Source organism: Vibrio sp. M260121 (assembly GCF_036533715.1).
Taxonomy (GTDB): Bacteria; Pseudomonadota; Gammaproteobacteria; order Enterobacterales; family Vibrionaceae; genus Vibrio.
Window position 1 is genome coordinate 1 of the sequence record NZ_JATABF010000011.1, and the last position, 21,258, is coordinate 21,258.

General features: G+C 46.5%; 19 protein-coding genes. 11 read left to right on the top strand and 8 right to left on the bottom strand.

Features of this window, described 5'->3' with window-relative positions; all coding sequences use genetic code 11:
- Nucleotides 1-297: 297 nt before the first annotated feature.
- Genes QTO06_RS08435 through QTO06_RS08445 form a run of 3 tightly spaced genes read right to left on the bottom strand, consistent with a single transcriptional unit; the run spans nt 298 to nt 2,353 of the window.
- Nucleotides 298-1,554, bottom strand: coding sequence for a PTS ascorbate transporter subunit IIC (locus QTO06_RS08435; protein WP_005384349.1), 1,257 nt, complete (start codon nt 1,552-1,554; stop codon nt 298-300).
- Nucleotides 1,555-1,563: 9 nt separating this feature from the next.
- Nucleotides 1,564-1,851: a PTS sugar transporter subunit IIB gene (locus tag QTO06_RS08440; protein ID WP_005374080.1), complete on the bottom strand. Its 288-nt coding sequence runs from the start codon at nt 1,849-1,851 to the stop codon at nt 1,564-1,566.
- Between the two features lie 58 nt (nt 1,852-1,909).
- A complete protein-coding gene (locus tag QTO06_RS08445; RefSeq protein WP_005384357.1) occupies nt 1,910-2,353 on the bottom strand; it encodes a PTS sugar transporter subunit IIA in 444 nt (147 codons plus the stop codon).
- A gap of 248 nt (nt 2,354-2,601) precedes the next feature.
- On the opposite strand from QTO06_RS08445, the gene QTO06_RS08450 reads away from it, so the two are divergent.
- The gene (locus QTO06_RS08450; RefSeq protein WP_005442357.1) at nt 2,602-3,630 is read left to right on the top strand and encodes a LacI family DNA-binding transcriptional regulator; all 1,029 of its coding nucleotides are present in this window, start codon (nt 2,602-2,604) and stop codon (nt 3,628-3,630) included.
- 85 nt (nt 3,631-3,715) lie between these two features.
- Here QTO06_RS08450 and phnX read toward each other — a convergent pair whose 3' ends face one another.
- From phnX to phnW, 3 genes are all read right to left on the bottom strand, one after another.
- On the bottom strand, nt 3,716-4,531 hold the full coding sequence (gene phnX / locus QTO06_RS08455; protein ID WP_064369435.1) for a phosphonoacetaldehyde hydrolase: 816 nt from the start codon (nt 4,529-4,531) through the stop codon (nt 3,716-3,718).
- A gap of 79 nt (nt 4,532-4,610) precedes the next feature.
- The gene (locus tag QTO06_RS08460) at nt 4,611-5,990 is read right to left on the bottom strand and encodes an aspartate aminotransferase family protein (RefSeq protein ID WP_331407430.1); all 1,380 of its coding nucleotides are present in this window, start codon (nt 5,988-5,990) and stop codon (nt 4,611-4,613) included.
- A 26-nt stretch (nt 5,991-6,016) separates the two neighbouring features.
- Entirely contained in the window at nt 6,017-7,120 is a 1,104-nt protein-coding gene (phnW, locus tag QTO06_RS08465; RefSeq protein WP_331407431.1) for a 2-aminoethylphosphonate--pyruvate transaminase, read from the bottom strand.
- A 266-nt stretch (nt 7,121-7,386) separates the two neighbouring features.
- Between phnW and QTO06_RS08470 the strand changes: the two genes are divergently transcribed.
- The 5 genes from QTO06_RS08470 to QTO06_RS08490 all read left to right on the top strand — a co-directional run bounded on the left by QTO06_RS08470 (nt 7,387) and on the right by QTO06_RS08490 (nt 13,248).
- The gene (locus QTO06_RS08470; RefSeq protein WP_005384363.1) at nt 7,387-8,397 is read left to right on the top strand and encodes a putative 2-aminoethylphosphonate ABC transporter substrate-binding protein; all 1,011 of its coding nucleotides are present in this window, start codon (nt 7,387-7,389) and stop codon (nt 8,395-8,397) included.
- Nucleotides 8,398-8,722: 325 nt separating this feature from the next.
- The gene (locus tag QTO06_RS08475) at nt 8,723-9,829 is read left to right on the top strand and encodes a putative 2-aminoethylphosphonate ABC transporter ATP-binding protein (RefSeq protein ID WP_051117753.1); all 1,107 of its coding nucleotides are present in this window, start codon (nt 8,723-8,725) and stop codon (nt 9,827-9,829) included.
- Nucleotides 9,830-9,837: 8 nt separating this feature from the next.
- Nucleotides 9,838-11,562 (top strand): putative 2-aminoethylphosphonate ABC transporter permease subunit, encoded by a 1,725-nt coding sequence (locus QTO06_RS08480; protein WP_005442364.1) that lies wholly within the window; start codon nt 9,838-9,840, stop codon nt 11,560-11,562.
- Nucleotides 11,563-11,571: 9 nt separating this feature from the next.
- Entirely contained in the window at nt 11,572-12,276 is a 705-nt protein-coding gene (phnR, locus tag QTO06_RS08485; RefSeq protein ID WP_005374048.1) for a phosphonate utilization transcriptional regulator PhnR, read from the top strand.
- Nucleotides 12,277-12,342: 66 nt separating this feature from the next.
- Nucleotides 12,343-13,248: an EamA family transporter gene (locus tag QTO06_RS08490; RefSeq protein ID WP_262590845.1), complete on the top strand. Its 906-nt coding sequence runs from the start codon at nt 12,343-12,345 to the stop codon at nt 13,246-13,248.
- A gap of 91 nt (nt 13,249-13,339) precedes the next feature.
- Here the strand turns inward: QTO06_RS08490 and QTO06_RS08495 are convergent, their stop codons facing one another.
- Together QTO06_RS08495 and QTO06_RS08500 are read right to left on the bottom strand one after the other, a co-directional pair.
- Nucleotides 13,340-13,891 carry an outer membrane beta-barrel protein gene (locus QTO06_RS08495; RefSeq protein WP_005445404.1) on the bottom strand — a complete coding sequence of 184 codons (552 nt, stop codon included), beginning with the start codon at nt 13,889-13,891 and terminating at the stop codon, nt 13,340-13,342.
- Nucleotides 13,892-13,918: 27 nt separating this feature from the next.
- Nucleotides 13,919-14,830, bottom strand: coding sequence for a VirK/YbjX family protein (locus QTO06_RS08500; protein WP_331407432.1), 912 nt, complete (start codon nt 14,828-14,830; stop codon nt 13,919-13,921).
- Between the two features lie 500 nt (nt 14,831-15,330).
- Here QTO06_RS08500 and QTO06_RS08505 point away from each other — a divergent pair, with 500 nt between their 5' ends.
- The 5 genes from QTO06_RS08505 (at nt 15,331) to QTO06_RS08525 (ending at nt 21,163) form a co-directional block, all read left to right on the top strand.
- On the top strand, nt 15,331-15,690 hold the full coding sequence (locus tag QTO06_RS08505; RefSeq protein WP_005442378.1) for a DUF3316 domain-containing protein: 360 nt from the start codon (nt 15,331-15,333) through the stop codon (nt 15,688-15,690).
- Nucleotides 15,691-15,950: 260 nt separating this feature from the next.
- Nucleotides 15,951-17,351 (top strand): FAD-dependent oxidoreductase, encoded by a 1,401-nt coding sequence (locus QTO06_RS08510; protein WP_331407433.1) that lies wholly within the window; start codon nt 15,951-15,953, stop codon nt 17,349-17,351.
- 113 nt (nt 17,352-17,464) lie between these two features.
- Nucleotides 17,465-18,589: a M14 family metallopeptidase gene (locus QTO06_RS08515; RefSeq protein ID WP_331407434.1), complete on the top strand. Its 1,125-nt coding sequence runs from the start codon at nt 17,465-17,467 to the stop codon at nt 18,587-18,589.
- 608 nt (nt 18,590-19,197) lie between these two features.
- Nucleotides 19,198-20,163, top strand: a complete 966-nt coding sequence (locus QTO06_RS08520; protein ID WP_005432472.1) for an OmpA family protein — start codon at nt 19,198-19,200, stop codon at nt 20,161-20,163.
- 118 nt (nt 20,164-20,281) lie between these two features.
- Entirely contained in the window at nt 20,282-21,163 is an 882-nt protein-coding gene (locus QTO06_RS08525) for a LysR substrate-binding domain-containing protein (RefSeq protein WP_331407436.1), read from the top strand.
- Nucleotides 21,164-21,258 lie beyond the last annotated feature (95 nt).

The following is a 21,258-nucleotide window of genomic DNA, read 5'->3' on the forward strand; positions in this document are numbered from 1 at the left end:
GCCAAATTAGGTGGTTGGAAAGATACCAAGAGGACGGGCAGAGCTTCAATAAAGGCACTTTGGGAAGGATGGTTTAAACTGCAAACCATCCTTGAAGGCTACGAGCTCGCAATGTCTCTTGATCACTAGACTTGTGATCAAGAGACAGCACGTGAGGGGCGTTTGCTTTCTTTCATGATCCGGTTCTTCTAAAGCTAGTCGTTTGCTATGACTATAGATTTTCTAGGATTGATGCCGATGAGCCTATTCGCGCATCAATCAAGTCAGTTATCAGCTAGTCATATTCAAGCTAACCACTTAGCGAACAATCAGACCCAGCAGGATACCAACAGCGCCGAAGTCTGCGTCACTAAAGGTCGTGTTAGCAAAGCCTAAGTCACCCAGTACCGGCATTAGGAATACTGGTAGGAAGGTAATCAGTAGACCTTGTGCAAAAGCACCCAAGATTGCACCGCGACGACCACCTGTAGCGTTACCAAATACACCTGCAGCAGCACCCACAAAGAAGTGTGGAACAACACCAGGAATAATCACAGTAAGCCCCATCACGTAAAGTAGGAACATGCCCAAAAGACCCGCCGCAAAGCTCGATAGGAAGCCAACCAATACTGCGTTTGGTGCGTATGGGAATACAACCGGACAATCAAGCGCAGGTTTTGCGTTTGGTACTAGTTTGTCTGAGATACCTTTAAACGCTGGAACGATTTCTGCGATAACCATACGTACACCTTGAAGGATAACGTACACACCACCGGCAAATGTGATGGATTGCATCAGCGCGAACATGAACCAGTGCTTACCACCGCTAACTTCGCGTACAAAGTCACCGCCAGCGAAGATACACGTCACCATAAAGATGATGCCCATGGTGAACGAGATTGCCACTGGCGTATCACGCAGGAACAACAAGCTCTTGGGTACGTTCATCTCTTCAGTAGAGTGTTCTTTGTTACCGAACTTGCTGCCAATAAAACCAGCTAGCACGTAAGAAAGGGTAGAGAAGTGACCAATCGCAACGTCGTCAGAACCTGTTACTTGCTTCATGTACTTGTGAGCAATCGCAGGGAAGAACACCATCACAGAGCCCACAACTAGAGAGCCAAGCGCGATCAGTGGAACACCTTTCATGCCGCTAGAAGCAAGGATTGCCGCTACCATCATCGACATAAATAGCGTGTGGTGACCTGTTAGGAAGATGAATTTCCATGGCGTGAAGCGAGCGATCAAGATGTTCACTAGCATACCGAAGAACATGATCATCGCCATCTCTTTACCAAACGCTTCTTGCGCGATAGAGACGATAGCTTCGTTGTTTGGAACCACGCCAGTGATGCCGAACGCGTGTTGGAAAATCGTCGCGAAGTCACCCAGAGAAGTTACAACTAGACCTGCACCCGCGCCAAGCACGATGAAACCTAGAATGGTTTTTACCGTGCCTTTAATACACTCGGTGACCGGTTTTTTCTGGGCAATTAAGCCGATTAGGGCGATGAGACCTACCAGAACCGCCGGCTCTGATAGGACATCGTTCATTAAGAAACTGAAGAATTCCATAACGCCACCTTATAGAGCGCCAAGCTCTTGAAGTGCCACAGATAGACGCTCTTTCATTGCCACTTTATCGACCATGTTATCAAGCGCAACGATGCGTGGTTCAACGCCAAGTGCGTTCAACTGTTCAACGATGTCGTTAGTACCGATGAAGATGTCACAATCCGTACCTTTTGCAGAGCCTAGATCGATATGATCCACTTCTGCGTTTACATTCAATTCTTTCACGATGCCTTTGATGCTCATTTCCATCATTAGGCTAGTACCAAGACCGTGACCGCAAACAACCATAATTTTCATAATTCAGACCTTTTCTTTTTATAGGGGTGTATGCCCATTTTGAAGGGCACATCAGGAGTTAGTATTTTTCGATGATCGCGAGAACATCTTGTGTGTTTTGAGCGGTGCAGATGGCTTCTACATGCTCTTCATTCATAAACAACTCAGCCAGTTTAGAAATCGCATCCACGTGTGAGTTACTGTCTGTCGCGGCTAGCGTAACCAGCATTTTTACTGGATCGTTACCTTCAGAATCGAAGTTCACGCCGTTTTGAATCACCGTGATAGCAAGAGACAAACGGTTAACGCCATCTTCAGGACGAGCGTGTGGCATTGCCATGCCAGGACCTACCACGTAGTAAGGACCGAGCTCTTCGTGTGAGCGGTAAATAGCGTCCACGTAGCTTGGCTCAATCGCACCATTTTCAATCAGTGCTTCACAGGATTTGCTCACCGCATCTTTCCAGTCAGTAGCATCAGAATGGATGCGAATCACATCAGAGGTAATCAGTTCACGTAGCATTGGATCTTTCCGGTTTGTTGTTTTGTTGATGGGTACTTTATCGATCAATTTGTCAGAAAAATCTGAGGATGATCACAAATGGTAGCGCTATCTGATAGCGCTATCATAAATTGTGATAGCGCTACCATTTTTATCAGTCATCCGAGTTTCATATGCTTGTGATCGACTTCTAATGCGCTAATATCAAAACCACTAAAACGCTGTGGTAAGATGTCGCGGCAGAAAATAGAGAACACTAAATAAGAACAATGAGCGAACCTCGCAAACGAAGAAGTACTGGCAATGTCACCTTGGCGGACGTCGCTAAAAAAGCCGGCGTAGGCACCATGACGGTGTCGAGAGCATTACGAACGCCCGAGCTAGTATCTGACAAGCTGAGAGAAAAGATTCAACAAGTGGTTGATGAGCTCGGCTATATCCCGAATAAAGCGGCAGGGGCTTTGGCGTCTGCTGAAAGTTACTCCATCGCTCTTATCATTCCTTCCCTGTTTGAAAAAGCGTGCGCGCTTTTCTTACCGAGCTTTCAACAAGCGTTGAACAAAGCGGGTTATCAGTTGCTGCTTGGTTACAGTGACTACTCGGTAGAGCAAGAAGAGAAACTGCTTTCGACATTTCTTGAGAGCCGTCCAGCCGGAGTGGTGCTGTTTGGTAATGAACACAGCCAACGTACTAATCAGCTTTTGGAAGCCTCGAACACACCAGTATTGGAAATTGCTGAGCTAAGTTCGAAAGCCAGTTATCTCAATATCGGCGTTGACCATTTTGAGGTAGGTAAAGCCTGTACTAAGCATGTGATTGAGCAAGGCTTCAAGAACGTGGGCTTCATTGGTGCGCGCGGCGATCACTCCACTTTGCAACGTAAGCTACACGGCTGGCAAAGCGCGATGATTGAGAACTACCTTGCGCCGGACCATTTCTTAACCACGCACGAAGCGCCATCTTCACAATTAGGTGCGGAAGGATTGGCAAAACTATTGCTGCGCGATTCAAGTTTGAATGCTCTGGTATGTAGCCATGAAGAGATTGCGATTGGCGCATTGTTTGAGTGTCACCGCCGAGTGCTGAAAGTCCCGACCGACATTGCGATTATCTGTTTGGAAGGCTCTTCCATGGGTGAGCACGCCTACCCAAGTTTGACCTGTGCGGAATTCGATTACGAACGTATGGGGACGAAAGCCGCAGATAAGTTACTGCAAGCCATTAAAGGTGAGCCTGTAGAGCATGCAACGGACATGGGCTTTAAGCTAAAACGCCGAGCGAGTACTGCGATCAACTAATTTGATTTGGTTAGCGACAAAACGCGATACAAAAAACCTCTCGATGCTGAGAGGTTTTTTTATGCGTGAGAATCGTGATTCTAGACTAAGGACGCTCACCTGCTGCTAGGCGACGTTCGATATCTGCAACCACTTCAGGGAAGTCAGCAATGGTATCGATGAGGTAATGCGGCGAGCTCTTGATCAATTTTGCACGCGCTTTTTCACGAGCGGCATTAAGTGTTGCTTCGTCCGCGGCTTGGTATTCTTCAAACGTTAGACCCGCTTCGTTACCAGAAAGCAGCAAACCAACGGTCCACATACCGGCGTTGTGACCTTCATCGATGCCCGGTGCGGCGTCATCCACTTTGATACACGCATTAACGTCGGTTACATTCAGCTCAATCACGTTCTTCAATGCCATAAATGGTGCAGGGCGACCACCTTGTGGCAGGTCATCCGTTGCTACCACGTAATCCGGTTTGTAGCCGTAATCCGCAGCCACCGGAATCAATACGTCCATCACTTCGCGAGGGTAACCAGAACAAGAACCGATCTTGATGCCTTTGTCTTTCAGACCGTTCACAACTTCAATCGCATTGAGAATTGGCTCTGCGTGGTCTGCCACTTTTGCTTTTTGCAGAGGCATAAATGCTGCATAGATAGCGTCGATGTCTTCGCTGGTCATTGAGCGACCAAACTTCTCATTCCAACGCTTATCAACCGCAGGAATACGACCCACAGCTTGGATGTGATCCCACTTACCAAGCCCCATTGGTTCGCGCGCTTCTTCAAGGTCGATTTCGAAATCAAAACCTTGTTTGAACGCTTCCACAAAGATGCTGGTTGGCGCGAAAGAGCCAAAATCGACGATAGTGCCAGCCCAGTCAAAGATCACTGCTTGAATTGGTGAGTTGCTCATATTCAATCCTTTTTCTTGCTTGCCCGAGCGCTGCCTACACATTGGAACCGCGCTCTGAATAAATTGGTTTTTGTTGAGGTTAGAAGTAGTTAAAGTCTTTGCATACTTTGGCGATGGCTTCTTCGAATATCGCCAACGCTTCGGTTAGTTGTTCGCGAGTAATGATCAGCGGTGGGCTGAGCTGAATCACGTTACCTTGCGATACCTTGAAGCTCACTCCGTTGTTGAGGCATTGGTACAGCACAGCTTCCGCTTCGTCATACGCGCGTGCTTTGCTTTCGTGGTCAGTGACCAACTCAATGCCCCACAACATGCCGATGCCACGAACATCGCCAATCACAGGGTACTTGGCTTTCAAATCTAGCAGTTTTTCACGCATGAACTGGCTGTCGGCTTTGGCTTTATCTAGCAAGCCGTCTTGCTCAATGGCTTCCATGGTTGCCAGTGCTGCAGCACAACCGATAGGGCTTTTCTCATGAGTGTAGTGACCCATGGAGATTTGCTCGGCGGTGTTGTATTTGTCTTTGGTTACCATGGCTGCGATAGGCACTAAGCCACCACCCAAACCTTTACCAATGCAGAGCATATCTGGCTCGATGTCGTAGGCTTGGTAGGTAAACCATTCACCGCTGCGACCCATGCCGTTAGGGATGTCGTCGATGATCAGCATGACATTGTGTTTGTCACAGATTTCACGGATGCGTTTCCAGTAGGCTTTGCTCGGCACTTGTACATCGGTATTACGAACTGCTTCTGCGATAAACGCGCCCACGCCGCCTTCCTTCTCAATCACGTATTCAAGGTAGTCGGCATAATGCACATCGCTACCGTCGGCAACTGGGAAAGCGCCACGGTAAGATACGGCTGGTGGGATGCGTTCAACACCTGCCATTAATGGCCCCATGCCTTGGCGGAAACACGCTTCACCACCTACTGAGATGGCATCCAACGATGCGCCGTGGAAGGAATCCCACAGAGACACCACCTTGTAGTTGCCCGTGATGTGGCGCGCTAGTTTAAGTGCCATGCCAACCGCAGATGTGCCACCCGGAGCAAACAACACGCGGTTCAATTCGCCGCCACAGATTTGTGTGAGTTTTTCGGCACATTCAATCGCGGTTTCATTGGTAAAACGGCGTGGTGAAAACGGCAGTTTGGCAATTTGCTCTTGCACGCGTTTAATCACATACGGATGACCGTAGCCCAGCTGGTGGACGTTATTGCCATGGAAGTCCATGTACTTTTTGCCCGTGGCATCTTGGATGTAGATGCCTTCTGCTGCTTCCAAGGTATCTAAGCAAGGCGTCGACATGGCTTGATGAAGAAAGACTTCCGAATCACGCTTCAATAATGCTTGCGTGCGTTCGTCGTCCATCGATGCATTCCAAGCTTGGCGCGCTGGCGTCGTGTTGACATCACCTTCGCTGCGGAAATGGGTCGGTTTGATATTCTGAGTCATAACGCTCTCTCAATCAGAAGGCTGCTTTATGCAACTTGCCAGTACATTGCTTTTTCAATCGCACCGATTAAGCGCTCGATATCTGCTGGGTAAACTTCACCAATGTTGCCGATACGGAAGCAATCTGCGTTCGATACCTTACCTGGATAAATCACAAAGCCTTGCTCTTTCAAACGCGTGTAGAACGCTTTGAACTGGTAATCACTGTGCGTCGGAGAGTAGAAAGAAGTGATGATTGGCGAGTGAAGGTCATCACTCAGTAGTGGCTCAAACCCCAAAGAACGCATACCTGCAACCAGTGTTTTCTGGTTAGTTTGGTAACGGTGATGACGAGCCTCAATGCCGCCTTCTTGTTCCAGCTCTAACAAGGCTTGATAGAAAGCGCGAACCGTGTGCGTTGGAGATGTAAAACGCCATTTGCCGTGGTTCACTTCCATGCAATGCCATTGGTCGTAAAGATCAAGGCTCAAAGAACGTGCCTGACCTTGGCACTTTTCGAGCTCAGTTTGTTTTGCAATCACAAAGCCAAAACCCGGTACGCCTTGAATACATTTGTTTGCAGAGCTGATCATAAAATCGATGCCTAGCTCAGCGATATCGATAGGAATGCCACCAAAGCTCGACATGGCATCGAGAATCACCACTTTGCCGTGTGCTTTTGCCGCAGAAGCAAATGCCTTAATTGGGTTAAGCATGCCAGTGGTTGTCTCACAGTGAACAATTGCCACGTGTGTGATAGCAGGATCCGATGCCAATGCAGTTTCCACCTCGTTCAAGTGTGGCTGTGATGTTTCGCCTGGGGAAACTACATGGCATGGAATATTTAGGTAATCAGCGATCTGAGCGATACGTGCACCGTACGCACCGTTGTCGACAACCAACAACTTTCCATCTTTGCCAATGGCGCTGCCAATCGTCGCTTCTACTGATGCGGTGCCGCTACCTTGCATTAGTACGCTGGTGTAGCCATCTTGCTCCGTCGCCAGTGTTACAAGCTTAGTGCGGATCACTTCTACAATGTCTTTGTTGTATTCATCATCCCAAGTACACCAGTCTTTTAGCATGGCTTCACGTACTGTTTCAGAAGTAGATAGAGGACCTGGAGTCAGTAGTAGGTATTCGTTTTTCATCTCGATTTCCATCAGAATAGGCTAATTGGTCTACACCAAATTTAGAGTTCACTCTAGCGAGGAAGAAAAGGGCAGTAAATAGGCGAATCTCCAATTTCATAAAACTTTAATATCCAGAAAATGGCGGATCAATTGAACGATTATTCATCGCAAATTTTCGTAAAACTGCCATTTAATGGTCATGATTTCGTCACAAAGGCTCAGTAGGGTGTATATCGTCAACTGGTACAGACCAAATGAAAACTTAGCCAAATTAACTGGAGAAAATGATGAAAAACCGTTTGATGAAAGGATCGCTGGCTGCACTTGTCTCTCTGCTAGCTACGAATGCAATGGCAGCACAGGAAGTCACGGTTTACACCGCTTTCGAAACTGACATTCTTGCTAAATACAAGTCTGCGTTTGAGAAAGATAACCCAGATATCAAGATTAAGTGGGTTCGCGATTCCACCGGTATCATGACGGCGAAATTGCTGGCAGAAAAGAACAACCCTCAAGCGGAAGTGGTTTGGGGTCTTGCTGGCTCGTCAATGGCACTGCTTAAAGATGAAGGTCTTCTTAAGCCTTACACACCAAAAGGTTTGGAAGAGCTGCACGCGAACCTAAACGACCCTCAATCAAACCAAGCTTGGTTTGGTAACGATGCGTTCTTTAACGCAGTTTGTTTCAACGAAGCGGTAGCGAAACAACTTAACCTACCGAAACCAACGTCTTGGGAAGACCTAACAAAGCCGGTTTACAAAGGTCACATTGCAATGCCGAACCCAGCGTCTTCAGGTACTGGCTACATGCAGGTTTCTGCTTGGCTACAAAACATGGGTGAAGATCAGGCATGGAACTACATGCGTGACCTAGATAAGAACATTGCACACTACACGCACTCTGGTTCTAAGCCATGTGTTCAAGCGGGTATGGGTGAAGTAGCCATCGGTATTTCTATGGCGAGCCGCGGCGCGAAGTTGAAAACACAAGGCGCACCACTAGCGGTGATCACACCAAAAGGCATTGGCTGGGAATCAGAAGCCGTTGGTCTAGTAAAAGAGTCTGATGCAGCGAAGCGCGTTGTCGACTGGTCAATCTCTAAAGCAGCAAACGAGCTTTACGTAGAAATGTACCCGGTGGTTGCACATAAAGAAGTGAAAGCGACCGTGTCTAACTTCCCGAACGTTCAAGAGAACATGGCGAAAATGGACTTCGCGCAAATGGGCAGCAAGCGTGCAGAGATTCTAGCGGCATGGTCTGAGAAGTTTGACGCGAAATCAGAGCCAAAGTCTTAATTGAATTTGCTTTGAGTTGAATATTGAAATCCACCTCGGTTGAGGTGGATTTTTTGTTTTCTCTGTTATTTCAGAGTTTGCTGCAAGTAGATTCCTAGTCTCACCTAGGTTCGCTGGAATGACGGACTTAAGAAAGTTGGGAGCTTCTATCCGCACTCACAACGTCATTCTCGAGAGCCACGAAGGAGTGGGTCGGGAATCTCTAATTACCACTTGAACAAACCTCACCGCCCTTCATCTATTTGTCATCTTCTGGCTATAAATTTGTCATTGGAACGTAACACTCCAAAATTAAAGTTGGTATATACCATTTTGAGCGTGTGTTATGTCAACTAACCAACATTACCTAAATATCGAAAATGTAGTGAAGCAATTCGGACAGTTCACTGCATTAAAGAAAATCTCGCTAGCGATTGAAAAGGGCGAGTTCGTTTGTTTTCTTGGTCCTTCTGGCTGCGGTAAAACCACTCTGCTACGTGCCATTGCAGGTTTAGACTTGCCAACGTCTGGTGCAATCTTTCAAAACGGTCAAGAGACCACATTCCTACCACCAGAGAAGCGCGATTTCGGTATCGTCTTCCAATCTTACGCGCTGTTTCCGAACCTAACTGTGCAAGAGAACATTGCGGTGGGTTTGAAGAACCAAGGTATGTCGACCAAAGAAGCGCTAGAGAAAGTAGATTATTGGTTAGAAACCATTGGTCTTCCAACCTCTGGCGAGAAATTCCCTAACCAACTTTCTGGTGGTCAACAGCAGCGTGTGGCACTCGCTCGCGCATTAGCGTTGTCTCCAGGTCTACTGTTATTGGATGAGCCGCTGTCAGCGCTGGATGCAAAAGTACGTGTTCACTTACGTGACGAGATTTGTAAGCTGCAACGTAAGCTTGGCATCACCACCATCATGGTTACGCACGATCAGGACGAAGCGCTGTCGATGGCGGATCGTATCGTGGTAATGAACCATGGCGTGATTGAGCAAGTCGGCACACCGCAAGAGATCTACCAGCAACCAGCAACGCGCTTTGTCGCTGAGTTTGTCGGCAGCATGAACTTTATTGAAACCTCAGTCGCAACGGACTCCCAAGTACGAATTGCAGAAACCCTGATGCCAGCGCCAAGCTTGACCAATCGAAAGCTCCAACGTGGTGACCGCTTCGACCTTGCGGTGCGCCCTGAAAGCATCAAGTTTGTTGAAAACTACACCAACTCTTTACCAGTGCGAGTTACGGCAACCGAGTTTCTGGGGGCGTTTTTCCGCATTGATTGCATATTGCAAAACGACAGCTCAACGAAAACCATCGTAGTGGATGTGCCTGTGGAAACGGTTCAAAAACTCAATATCAAGGCGGGCGATGTACGTTACATCCAGTTTGCTGAAGAAGGGCTGCATGGTTACGCCGTGCCCTCGGTTGATAAAGCGCTAGCAGCGTAGGTGTAAACATGGATGCGAAGACAATGACGATGAATAGCCTGACCACTCAAGACAAAGCAAAATCCTTACTCGGACGTGTTAGCCGCGACAACCTTGTGTTGTTTGGTTTGCTTGCTGGCTTGTCGACCATGATGGTGCTGTTCATCTTAATGCCGCTTTGGGCAATGTTGACCAAGAGTGTGCAAAATGCCAATGGCGAATTCGTTGGTTTGGCCAACTTTGCGACGTACTTTTCTTCTTCAAGCTTGTGGGTGTCGGTGGGAAACACCTTCACTTTGGGCGTGATTGTGACCTCGGTAGTGGGTGTGCTTGCGTTCGGTTATGCCTACGCGCTGACTCGTTCATGCATGCCGTTTAAAGGTTTGTTCCAAATCCTAGGTACTGCGCCAATTCTTGCGCCTTCGCTGTTACCAGCGATCAGTTTGATCTTCCTTTTCGGTAATCAAGGCATTGCCAAAGAGATGCTGTTAGGAAACTCGATTTACGGCGTGATTGGTATCTCGATGGGTTTGATTTTCTGGACCTTTCCCCATGCATTGATGATTTTGACTACTTCGCTGCGTACTTCAGATGCCCGTTTGTATGAAGCTGCCCGTGCACTTAAAACCTCACCAATCAAAACTTTCTTTATGGTGACGTTACCTGCGGCGAAATACGGTTTGATCAGTACGCTTATTGTGGTTTTTACATTGGTTATCACGGACTTTGGTGTGCCGAAAGTGATTGGTGGCAGCTATAACGTTCTGGCGACTGACATCTTCAAGCAAGTTGTGGGACAACAAAACTTTGCCATGGGGGCGGTGACCAGCATTATGTTGTTATTCCCTGCGGTAATGGCATTTGGTGCAGACCGCTGGGTACAGAAAAAGCAAAAGAGCTTATTTGACACTCGCTCCGTGCCTTATCAGCCAGAACCTAACAAAGCGCGCGACAGCATTTGTTTGGTTTACTGCAGCATCATTTCTATTGCAGTGTTGGCAGTGCTTGGTATGGCGGTGTATGGCTCGTTAGTTACGTTCTGGCCTTGGAACAAAGCGTTGACGTTAAACAACTACAACTTTGCCGAAATGAGCACTTACGGTTGGAGCCCATTCTTCAACTCGTTAACGCTGGCAGGTTGGACGGCAGTTATTGGTACAGCCATCATCTTTGTCGGTGCTTACTGTATTGAGAAAGGGCGTGCGTTTGGTCCAATTCGCCAAGTGATGCAAATGCTCAGCGTGGTGCCAATGGCGGTTCCTGGTATGGTGCTTGGCTTGGGTTACATCTTTTACTTCAATGATGCGAACAATCCTTTGAACGTGCTTTATGGCACCATGGCCTTCTTGGTAATTAACACGGTAGTGCATTACTACACCGTGGGTCACATGACAGCCCTGACAGCGCTAAAGCAGTTGCCATCGGAGATTGAAGCCACGGCGGCATCGGTGAAGCTTCCTCAATACAAGTTGTTCTTTAAAGTGACATTACCTGTGTGTTTACCTGCGATTTTGGACATTGCGACTTACTTGTTTGTTAATGCATTGACCACCACTTCTGCGGTAGTATTCCTTTACTCAACCGATACGATTCCGGCTTCGGTCTCGATTCTGAATATGGACGATGCAGGTCAAACTGGCGCTGCAGCGGCAATGGCTGTGATGATCATGATGGCTGCCGCAATTGCGAAGATTGTTCAGATGACTTTGGGTAAATTGTTAGAGAATCGCACACAAGCTTGGCGCAAAAGATAAGGACACTTCGTGCAATACGTAAAAATTAAAGATTCGATTGTTGAACAGATTGAAGCGGGCATGCTATCGCCGCGTCAAAAACTGCCAGCAGAGCGTAAGTTGGCGGAGTCGTTCGATACTACACGCGTCACTCTGCGTGAAGCTTTATCACTGCTGGAAGCAGAAGGTCGAATCTATCGCGAAGATCGCCGAGGTTGGTTTATCTCACCCGAGCCATTGCGTTACGACCCAACCCAAACGCTAAATTTCCCGAACATGGCGAAAGCGCAAAATCGCGTGCCAAAAACGGAGTTGGTCGCAGCAAAAGGAACGTTGGCAAACAAACAAGCTGCGCGCTTGCTGGACTTGCAGCCTTTCTCGGACGTGTATCGAGTCGATCGTGTGCGATACCTTGAAGATAGACCTGTAGTATTCGTAACAAACTATATTCGCCCAGAGCTGTTTCCGAATCTGCTGGACTATGATTTGTCAAACTCACTGACGGACATTTACCGCGAGCATTATGGCGTGACGTATCAAAAGATTCGCTACCGCATTTCAACCAGCACCTTGTTGGGTGAAATGGCTCAGGCACTGCGCGCGACAGCCGGTACGCCAGCGATGGTAGTGGAGCGCATCAACTACAACCAGCACGGTGAGTTGATTGATTGCGATATCGAGTATTGGCGACACGATGCCATCAGCATTGAATCTCTGGCGGAACTCAATCGTTAAGTGGATTTTCTCATTATCTAAGGCTCCATCTCGGGGCCTTTATTTTATTCAGACAGGAACATTGAAATGGATTTGTTGGCGATTGGTCTCGTCGTTTTCTCTGCTGTTCTTCATGCGGGCTGGAATATCCTTGGCAAAAGCAACTCAGGCTCTGGACTCGCGTTTACCATGGCCGCCAGTTTTTCTGCATGTTTCATTCTTACCCCTTATTTGATTTGGTATTTGGCAACCATTGGCTGGACATCATTACCGAGTGAGTTTTGGGGATTGCTGTTCATTAGCGGCATTTCACAAATGGTTTATCTGGTTGGTTTGATTGTCGCTTATAAGCACGCAGACGTGGGTGTGGTTTATCCGATTGCTCGGGCACTGCCTGTGATGATGGTCGGCGCAATCAGTGTTGCATTGGGACATGAATTATCTAGTCAGCAGTGGCTTGGATTCTTACTAATTACTCTTGGTTGTATGCTGGTACCACTGACGAATTTTCGTCAGATGACATTGAGCTCTTATTTGAACGTTGGTGTGTTCTGGGCATTGATTGCCGCAATAGGCACAACGGGTTACTCGGTAGTCGATAAAGAAGCGCTGAGCTTACTCACAGGACAAGCATCAGAGATCTTGAATGATCAGTACAGTGCAATCTTCTACTTGGGCGTGCAGTTTTGGGCGATTGGTATTCCAGCCCTTGTATGGTGCTTAGTTATGGGCAAGCCAGATGAGATTAAGACAGCGTGGCAGATCCGCAAAACAGCCAGCATGGCAGGGGTAATGATGGCATCCACCTACGGCTTGGTGTTGTTTGCGATGACCATGACAGACAACGTAAGTTTGGTGGTGGCACTAAGGCAAATCAGCATTGTGTTTGGATTGTTTATGGGGATTTGGTTTCTGTCTGAGAAATGGTATCTCACTCGGGGTATTGGGGTTACTTCGATTCTGGTGGGGATTATTTTGGCATTAACGCATTAACTAATGAGCGGGATATGCGCCCGTTAATACAAAAAAGAAAAGGCAGCAAATGAGCCTCTCGCTGCCTTTTGTATTAACCTGTAAGCCTTGTTTAGAAACGCAATTGCGCACCAAACATCACGCCGCTAGAGTCAAAATCGCTGTTTTTTGAATACACATATTCTGCATTCAAACCAAAGTGTTTATAGCTCCAGCCAATACCGCCAGCCGCTTCACCACCAACACTTGAGTGTTCGATGTTTTTGCTCTGACCGTTTACTTTATAGGTGTATTCGAGAGTGTAGAGAGTGACACCTGCCTTGCCGTAAAGCTCGAAGCCTGAACCCAGTGGATAGCTAGCATAGCCACTTAAGCGAGGTCCGGAGAAGCTCGTATCGGTGACTTCTGAAATCGGACTCACGAGTATCGAACCAATACCGTCAAACGCGCCTTTATAACCCGCTTCGATACCAAAGTTATGCGTTGGCATGTAGCGGTAATAAATCTCACCTAAGAACATGTCGCCTGATTCTTCGCTCGTCGGTGCGTCGTAGTTCACACCGCCATAGCCAATGTTTGTACCTATGATGTGTTCGCTGGTGGTTGCGTTGGCAGACAAAGAAAGTGTCGACAACACCAAAGCAGTAACGAATGAATAACGCATAAACGTTTCCCCTTAGCTTTTAGCCTTTTAGTTTCTTAGGACTTGTTCGAAAGTGACTTTGGTGTTGTCTAGCCATTCGTAACGACGACGGTACATAGAACGTTTTGAACGAGACATACCTTCAATATCACGACGAGGTGCATTTACGTCGATAGAGTAGAAGTTGCGGTCGTATTCTGTGCCACCAAGTTCTAGCCACAGCGCATCGTAATCGGTTTTGATTCTTCCTTTGCTGTAACGCTTAGCTGCGTAAGTGTGCGATTGAGTTTTTACTGCCAACAGTGTTTCTATGCCCCAAACCTGCGCAACGATAGCCAGCAATCCAACCATCAAGCTTTTCGGACGTTGACCGTATAGCTTACGCGTCAGCTTTTTGATTTTTGCGTTGTTTTCTTCACAGCTGCGTGGTCCTTGTAAACCACCAATCATGATGCATCGCTCGCCATTCTCATGACCCAAGCTGAAAGAAAGGGTATAGAAGTTGCCATCTTCTTGGCTATGCAGCACCAAGCTCATATCACCTTCTTTTTGGTAACGCGCTTCGTAAACCAAGCGGACCGAATACAAGATGTCGTCAATTTCAAATGAAGTCAGAGTTAGACCTTCCGCATCGGTGTAGATCTCTTGAATCAGTTCAGGCGAGATCAGGTCTGCTACCGAGTTGTAGTGATCGACAACAAGCGCAGAACGGTCGAAAGCAGGTCCATTCTTAATAATGTAAGGACGAAATGGCTTCTCTAAGAATCGGTGAGTGCGCGTACACAGCATCTCTAATGTTGACGCTTCAATGTTGTCAGCCAAGTAGTTGAATGCTTTCTTGTAGAACAATGCGCGCGCAATAAACTTAATGCGGTAACTCCAGATCGGGTGATAGATCTCCGCGAACTGGTCTGAGTAAATGGTCTTACTTTGATGCAAGATGGATTTGTTCATGGTCATTTCACTCCAGTCTCATTTCCAAAAGTGTTGGCTCTGTCAAAGTGGCTATGAGCGCTGGTTATGGAGCGCGAAAGGAGGGCAATCAAAATGGTTACTCGTTTTGCTCAGGCGATGACAGGCATAAGTTTTGAACAGTGTTCTTTTAGGTGGGATTCTATGAGAAAAATCAGAAGAGGTATTGTAAGGCTTGGTATGAGAGTGTCAGGATTCGCGGTCAGAGCGCGTACAGTAGAGAAGCATCGTGTCATATCCAAAACGCACTTATTTATAGCGATTAGATAGATTCAATCCGATAAGAAAAAATTTAGAAGGTCTGATTAAGTTATCTAGAAAAGTTAATCTACGGATTTACTTGGTTTTTTATTAAAAGCAAAATCCGAGCCTAACAGTAAATTAAAATAAAATGGAAATTAATCTGACTCGCTATAGGTCTCTATACGTACCCTACATTAATCGAGTATTTGGAACTCGATATTTAAAAGGTAAGTAAGGAGCACATTATGAAACGTTTAATCACTCTAGCAAGTCTTATCGCATTAACCGCTACTCCAATCGCTGCTATTGCTGGTGGTTACCAATGGACTAATAACAGCAGAACCATTCATGGTAATGTTGTAGACAGTAAACAAGCCGCTTACGACATGGGCTTTGAAATGATTAAGAACTATCAAAGCAAGTCGTCAGCGCAGCTAAGAGACGAATTCAAAAGCTCATTTGATATCGTAGACCGCCAGTCTTTCTCTATTACTAATGCGAAAGTAACAGTAGATGAATTCCTGCAAGATAACGGTCAAATCGCATACCAACCAATATTGAATGTGAAATACGAATACCGCATGCGTGAACCTGGTAATCGTTAATTAATTTATTCGCTAGCATTTATAACTCTATTGCCTGTTTAATCCTTGTTGTATATTCGTTCTATTATTTTTGGGAGCATTTGCTCCCCTTTTTTATTATTAAATATATATATTCCTGATGAATGTATTTCTTAAATATAATATCTCATGAGTATTTTCTAACGCTCAGCGTAAGTTTTTCTAGCTCGTTGAATATTCGGTAGGTTTGTAAAGTGGTGACAAAGCACGGTTGTGTGCGTCACTTTTACAAAGGATATTGAATGACTCACCCTTCATATTGGTTTAAGCAAGCACTTGAAATTGAGCAGCCAGAAACCGCAATACCACTTCAACAAAACCTCCAAGCGGACGTCGCTATTGTCGGCGGTGGTTACACCGGTCTTTGGACTGCGATCATGATCAAGCAGCAATCGCCGGAAAAACAGGTGGTTGTGATTGAAAAAGGCTTGTGTGGCAGTGGTGCATCGGGCGCAAATGGCGGTTGTATGCTGACTTGGTCGACAAAATTTCCGACTTTGAAACGCTTATTCGGTGAAGAACACGCCGCTTGGTTGGTAAAAGAGTCGGAGCAAGCAGTGCTAGAGATCGACGGTTTTTGTCAGCAGCACAAGATCGATGCGCAATTATCGTTGAAAGGGGTTTATTACACCGCAACCAACCAAGCTCAGATGGGAGGAATGCAGCCTGTTGTGGATGAGCTAAAGCGTTTAAAAGTTAATAGTTGGCGCCGTTGCCAAGCTGAGGAGCTGCGTGCCAACGCGGGATCGCCGCGCAATATAGAAGGCTTCCACTCTCCAGTTGCTGCCAGCGTTCAACCTGCTTTATTGGCGAGAGGATTAAGACGCGTCGCAATGGAGTTGGGTGTTGAGGTTTATGAAAATACGCCAATGACGCGTTTAGATTATGGTCAACCTGCAACCGTTAGTACGCCTAATGCGAGCATCAAAGCGAAGCAAGTAGTGTTGGCATTAAATGCTTGGATGGTGGAACACTTTAAGCAATTTAACAACAGCATCGTTGTTGTCTCTTCAGATATGGTGATTACAAAACCTCTGGGTGACGCTTTGCCTCAATCAGGATGGCAAACGGGATCTAGCGTGTTGGATTCACGTATCTTCGTCCATTATTATCGAGATACGCCAGATGGTCGTTTGATGTTGGGTAAGGGCGGCAACCAATTCTCTTACAATAACCGCGTCGACGTGATGTTTAATAAACCAACGCACTATCAAAATCTGCTGCGTAAGTCGTTCGATAAGCTGTTTCCGCGTTTAAAAGGAACAGAATTCGCTTATTCATGGACGGGTGGTTCGGATCGCTCTGCTACCGGTTTCCCATTCTTTGGCGAGCTAGATAAACAGAACAATGTCTTTTACGGCTTTGGCTATTCGGGTAACGGTGTGGCTCAGACTCGAATGGGCGGAAAGATCTTATCTTCATTCGTATTGGGGTTAGATAATGACTGGACGCGAAGCGGTTTAGCCAGAGGACCATTAGGACAATTCCCACCAGAGCCTTTTCGTTGGACAGGGGCAATGATGGTGCGTAATGCCGTACGCCGAAAAGAGGAAGCAGAAGATAATGAGCAAACACCATTTATCTGGGATAAGTGGCTAGCAAAACTTGCGGGACCAGCAGGCAAAGCGGATAAGCTCGACTAAACTGAATATTTTGATCGCAAACGGATAGGGAAGAAGTGAAATCGTTAGAGGCACCTCTTCCCTTTGTGTTAGCCTCAGTCTTTCAAGCTCAGATGCAAAAGGTGAGTAATAGAATGAAAGTATTCAGCAACTTCGACAGCGGCAGCATTCACGTAGTGAAAGCAGACGACAAAAACGACATCCAACTTAAAATCCCTGACGACAACATGTCGGAATTCTACCAGTGGTTCCACTTCCGTCTTGAGACCGAAGCCGAGCAATCGCACACCATCAAACTACTTGATCTTGCGAAGTCGGCTTACCCAGAAGGTTGGCAAGGCTACGACGTTGTTGCGTCTTACGATCGTGAAGAGTGGTTCCGCGTGCCAGCAGAGTTCGATGGTGATACGCTGACTTTCACTGTTATCCCTGAGCGCAGCTCAATCTACTTCGCGTACTTTGCACCATACACGTACGATCGTCATCTAGACTTATTACACATGGCACAAAGTGCACACCACTGCCAGTTGGAAACTTTGGGTCACACGCTAGATGGCAATGACATGAGCTTGCTTACTTTCGGTGAGCCAGAAGAAGGTAAAAAGAAAATCTGGATGATTGCACGTCAGCATCCAGGCGAGACGATGGCAGAATGGTTCATGGAAGGCATGATTCAACGTCTGTTGGATGAAAACGACACGGTTGCGCGTGCATTGCTAGAAAAAGCAGTACTTTACGTTGTACCAAACATGAACCCAGACGGCGGTGTTCGTGGTCACTTGCGTACTAACGCAGTGGGTGTGAACCTCAACCGAGAGTGGCAAACGCCATCAATGGAAAAGAGTCCTGAAGTCTTCTTGGTTCGTGAGCACATGCTAAAGACTGGCGTGGATATGTTCCTAGATATTCATGGTGATGAAGCTATCCCTTACAATTTTGTAGCGGGATCTGAAGGCATTCCTTCTTATGACGAAGGCATGGCTGAGTTGGAAAACGCGTTTAAACAAGCACTTCTGACGATTACACCAGAGTTCCAAGACGAGATCGGCTACGACAAAGATGAACCGGGTAAAGCGAATCTGACGGTTGGCTCTAATTGGGTGGCGGAGCAGTTCAAGTGTTTGTCTTACACAATCGAGATGCCATTCAAAGATAATAACAACCACCCAGACCCACTTTACGGTTGGTCACCAGAACGTAGTGTGTTGTTTGGACAAGATGTTTTAGCTGCAACATTGGCGGTTTCGGACAAGATTTAAGCCATTTAGTTCACAGCTAGCACTTCGCGAGCTGTGTTTTTTGTAGGTTTTTTCCTTGCCTTATGTGTGGGTTGTGTCAATTTTTTCACCACCTAAAACAAAAATCCTTCAGTTTCTGGTGCTTACGTGGTCATTGATTAGAAAAACTAATTGTTACGACAATAAATCTAATTTATGATAAAGGGAGTTGTTCTGTTAAAGTCGCTTTGAGATTTACGTCACAAAAGTTATCTAATCTCAACCATTTACAAATCATATGTATCCGGTCTGTATGTAGGCACTGCAACTAAAAGTTTCTTTTAGCTGCTGTGTATGTATGCAAATTAAGTTGGATAATCCTTGCTTCGGAATTTAGTGCTTTAAGAGATTGACTCAATTTGTTCATGTGCTGGTAAAGCAGTGTACTCAAAACTTGGAAATCTTCGGATGAGCATCTTAATCAATGGTTTAATGGATAATCTCAATTTAAGACATCGTTAAGGTGAATTAGTTCAGATTGTTGACGTAATTTGTAATCACTTGAAACAGTGTAGGTACTGACTGTCGTGATGACCGCTTTAAGGTGGTAAGAGAGTAGTCGGGTCACCTTCGCATTAAAGGTAAAAATAATGAAAAAAATCGCTCTTGCAGTGGCTACCGTTCTAGCTGGTGGCGTAATGTCGAATGTTGCTCTTGCTGACACTTACATCGGCGGTAAGCTAGGTTACAACGCTCTTAACGACGCATGTCATCTAGACGCGCCATGTGATGATGATAGCTTTGCTGCTGGCATGCACATCGGTTACAACTTCAACGAATACGTAGCTGCTGAATACGGCGTAGATTACCTAGGTAACTTCACTGCTAACTTCAACAAAGCTGGCCTAAACACAGTTGATGGTGACCTATGGGCACTAACTCTTGCTCCTAAGTTCAACCTACCACTAAATGATTCTTGGAACCTATTCGCTAAAGTAGGTGCTGCATACATGATGGCTGGTGACGAGAAAGATTTCGTACCAACTGGCTCTCTAGGTGCTGAATACCAAATCAACTACAACTGGAGCCTACGCGCTGAGTACCAACGTTACCAAGATATGTCTGATGACATCATCGACGACATGGATGCTGACTTCTTCGGTATCGGCTTCAACTACAAGTTCGGTTCTGAGCCAGTAGTTCAAGAAGAAGTAGTTGAAACTCGTCCAGCGACTCGCATCGTTGACCACGAGTACCCAGCTCAATCTACAACAGTACAATTCGGCCTAGAAAGCGCTGAACTACAAGACGCTTCTGCGTTCAACGGTACTGTTGAGCTAATGAACACTTACCCACAAGCTCAAGTTGAAATCAACGGCTACAGTGACACAACTGGTTCTGAAGCTTACAACCAACAGCTAACAGAGAAGCGTGCACAAGCAGTTGCTGAGCACTTCCAAGCTGAAGGTATCGCTGCAGACCGTATGACTGTTAAAGGTATGGGTGAAGCTAACCCAGTAGCTAGCAACGAAACTCGCGAAGGTCGTGAAGAGAACCGTCGTGTAGAAGTTGTTGTTCCAGCTTTCCAATACCAAACTGAAGAAGCTGCTCAATAATTCATTATTGAATCAGTGACTTTGAAAGCCAGCGTCTGACGCTGGCTTTTTTGTTTCCCTTCATTAATTTGTCACAGCTCCGTCATAGTATCTTCTACTAGTTTGTCTGGAGCCTGATATGCAAAACCTACCGCCATTAAATTCTCTGAAAGCGTTTGAAGCGACCGCTCGATTGCAAAGCTTCACCAAGGCGACAGAGGAGCTCAATGTCACTCGTGCGGCGGTGAGTCAGCAAGTTAAATCCCTCGAAGTGTATTTGGATGCTACCTTATTTGAACGTAATGGCGCCCAGCTCAATCTGACTCAAGCCGCTCATGAATATTTACCTGTGGTAAGTCATGTTTTCCAAAGCTTATCTGCGGCAACTCAGCACCTGTTCTCTAGACAACAACAAGCACAACTGACGTTACATGTGGCACACAGCTTCTGTTCTCAATGGCTCATGCCGCGATTGGCTGACTTTCACCGTCAACATCCTAAAATCAGCTTCAAAGTCTCTACTACGGCTAACGCGATGCCAAGTAACAGCGATATCGCGGATGTGGAGATCATCAATGGTTATGGAGAGTGGCAAAGCCAACAAGCGACTCAACTGACGCGAGAAAACTGGAGCGTTGTGGCGAGCCCAGGTTTTTTGCATCTCAATCCTGTCCGCGATTTGGCCGATTTGATTCGCTTACCAAAGCTCGCGACGGGGGGCTATCAGGAAACTTGGCAATGTTGGCTGGAACATCAAGGATATCAAGGCACAAGCATAAAACTAACGGGGGAATTCGAGCACTCCTTGCTCGCCATTGAAGCGGCTGTGAATCAGCTTGGCGTGTTGTTGGTGCGTGATTTGCTCGTTGAAGACCACTTGCAGCAAGGCTCGTTGGTGCAAATCGGAGGTTGGTCGATGCCAAGCCGAGGTGCGCATCACATGATTGTTCGCGGTGAAGAAAGGCCGCACGTGAAAGCATTTATCGAGTGGTTAAGGCAAAGCCTAGAAGCGCAATTTTAGGGCTCAATCACAAGACGGAAACGAAGTGCGATTTATCTAACAATCTGAAACATTATCGGCCTCCATGAGTAAAGTTCGGGTGCTAAGATGACGAA